General features: G+C 65.4%; 2 protein-coding genes. Both read left to right on the top strand.

Features of this window, described 5'->3' with window-relative positions; all coding sequences use genetic code 11:
- Positions 1 to 983 precede the first annotated feature (983 nt).
- Positions 984 to 1,355 carry a helix-turn-helix transcriptional regulator gene (locus MFF54_RS26350; RefSeq protein WP_238307151.1) on the top strand — a complete coding sequence of 124 codons (372 nt, stop codon included), beginning with the start codon at positions 984 to 986 and terminating at the stop codon, positions 1,353 to 1,355.
- Positions 1,356 to 1,657: 302 nt separating this feature from the next.
- Positions 1,658 to 2,542, top strand: a protein-coding gene (locus tag MFF54_RS26345; protein WP_238307150.1) for an IS630 family transposase whose coding sequence is annotated in 2 segments (ribosomal slippage) — positions 1,658 to 1,995 and positions 1,994 to 2,542 — 887 coding nt annotated over the 2 segments. Because the reading frame shifts where the segments join, the coding sequence is not laid out codon by codon here. This gene is flagged as partial in the annotation.

Below are 2,542 nucleotides of genomic sequence, written 5' to 3'. Positions count from 1 at the left end.
TTTGTTAGAGGCTCTTAGAACGGGCGGCGGCTTATATAGCGCGAACACCACCCAGTAGGGTTGAGCCCGCGCACCGCAGCGACCCATCGCGCTTGGCTCATGGAAGCGCTCGGTCCCGACACCCTGCCAAAGGTTGTACTGATTGCGATCGCTGCTTGCGTTCCTCTATCGACCATCCGGTGCTGAGGCCAACCAGCCCTGCACTTGCGAGCAAATCAAGGCGCAAGCTCAGCCTGTCGTGCCATAGGCGTGCGTCTTGAAAAGCTTTCGAAATCAAAGTGTCGCTAGCGTGCTACCAGACCGGCGGAATCAGCATTGCGAGACCCTGCGCCACCCCATACTGTATAGACCTCCCCTCCTGCATGCTCATCGGAGATCCAGAGGGCGCGCGATAGAGGAGATCCACCGCATTCCAGAATGCAGCGCGTTCGGCCGGCGTGAGGCGACTCAGGACGATTCGGATCTCTGCCATCGCGGCGGCAGCACAGTGACCAAGATCATCCGAAGCGAATGAAACATGGGATTCATCCATGTGAAACTCTGCGCAGACTTCGGTCCTCCCCAGACATGAGGGTGCTGCTATCTGCAGCAATCAGGGCGTATCCTAGGTCAATCTCCTGAGGGCCTTCTCCGTCCGGCACCTCACTTAGGATGGATCCGGATAAGACGGGGGCTCGCCGCCACTATCTGAACCAGCTTCCAGAGACGGAGGCGTAGCATGAACGCGAACGGCTTAGATCTCTTCGACAAGATCCTTCCGTCGACGCGTGTGAGGCTCGATGACTTGATGCTGCCGCCGGGAATCAGGCTCCGCTGACCGGCGGCGTCGCACGCGCTCGGCACGGTGCTCGGCCGGTGCGGGATCGTGTGCCAGTCGGACCAGCAACGCATATCGGCGCCCAGCTTTCGGTAAGACGATCAGGATGAAAGGCGGGATATATCGCCGCTGCTATCGGAAAAGCCGCGTGAGATCCTAGCCCTACTTGCGCGGCACGCACCGGCTCCCCGGGGCACTCCTGCGTGTGGCCTCGATCGATGTCGCCGTGCTGACCTGGCAGTTCGGCCTCTCGCGGCGCTCGCTCTACCGGCTGTTCGGCGATGCCGGCGGTGTCCAGGCCCATATCCGCGAGCGCCGCCTCGCCCAGGCTTGGCGCGAACTCGCCAAGTCAGGAGGCCGGCATCCGAAGGTCGCGCGGCTCGCCCACGCGTGCGGCTATGCCGATCCGCAGAGCTTCAGCCAAACCTTCCGGAAGCGCTGCGGACGCTCGCCGCTCGAGGTCCCGCCGGGGGCGCCGGCCGTTGCGGCGCTCCTGCAGAGCAGCCTGCTCGGCTGGCTGCACGACCTGTCGCGTTGACGAGCAAGACGCTGTCAAAACTGCCGGAGAGAACCGCTTCGGGTGGGAAGCAGCCTTTTACGTCCGGGCCGTAAGCAGACGTTCCGGATCCGACCCAGGAGGGCGTCCTAACCTTTGTTGGCGCTTCCCGAAAGCAGCCACTCATCAGCCATCAGACAATCTCGGCTCGGGCTGGGAACGAGATCAACCGACCTTTCGGATTGTGCTGTTAGAGCGTTTTCGGGCTGAGCTGAATCGGACGTGCTGGGTTCACGCAGCGGTGTAGGGCTGATTCAATGTACGCTCCCGATGAGGAGCAAGGCATGGGCCGACCCTACAGCCAGGACCTACGCGAACGCGTCGTTGACGCGGCCGGGGCGACGTCGCGTCGACAGGCGGCCGCGCGCTTCGGTGTGGGCGTGGCCACGGCGATCCGCTGGATGGCCGCGCTCACGACGAGCGGGACGGTGGTGGCCCGTCCGCAGGGGCGAGCCCGCCGCTCCAAGCTCGACCCGCACGAGGCCTACCTACGGGGCCTGATCGCCGAGCGGGACGACCTGACCCTGGAGGAGATGCGCGCTCGCCTGAAGGACGAGCGCGACCTCACGGTCGGGCTGGGCACCCTGTGGGCCTTTCTCGACGCGCGCGGCCTGACCTACAAAAAAGACAGCCCACGCCACGGAGCAGGACCGCCCGGACGTAAAGGCCGCCCGCGAGGCGTGGTTCGAGGGCCAGCCCGCCCTCGACCCCGCCCGCCTCGTGTTCCTCGACGAGACCTGGACCTCGACCAACATGGCTCGCACCCGCGGACGCTGCCCGCGCGGCGAGCGGCTGCGCTCGCCCGTGCCGCATGGCCATTGGAAGACCACGACCTTTGTCGCGGGCCTGCGCCTGTCGGGGATCACCGCGCCATTCGTGCTCGACGGACCGATCAACCGCGACGCCTTCGAAACTTACGTCGCGCGTGTGCTCGTGCCCGAACTCGCCCCCGGCGACATCGTCGTCATGGACAACCTCGGCAGCCACAAGGGGCCGGCCGTGCGCGCAGCGATCGAAGCGGCCGGCGCGCGGTTGCTGTTCCTGCCGCCCGACTCGCCAGACTTCAACCCGATCGAGATGGCCTTCTCCAAGCTCAAGGCGCTGCTGCGCAAGGCGGCCGAACGCACGGTCGAGGGGCTGTGGACGGCCATCGGCCGGCTCATCGACAC

Source organism: Methylobacterium gregans, assembly GCF_022179245.1.
Lineage (GTDB): Bacteria > Pseudomonadota > Alphaproteobacteria > Rhizobiales > Beijerinckiaceae > Methylobacterium > Methylobacterium gregans.
The sequence above is the reverse complement of the archived record's forward strand: the minus strand, read 5'-3'. Positions and strand labels throughout refer to the sequence as shown.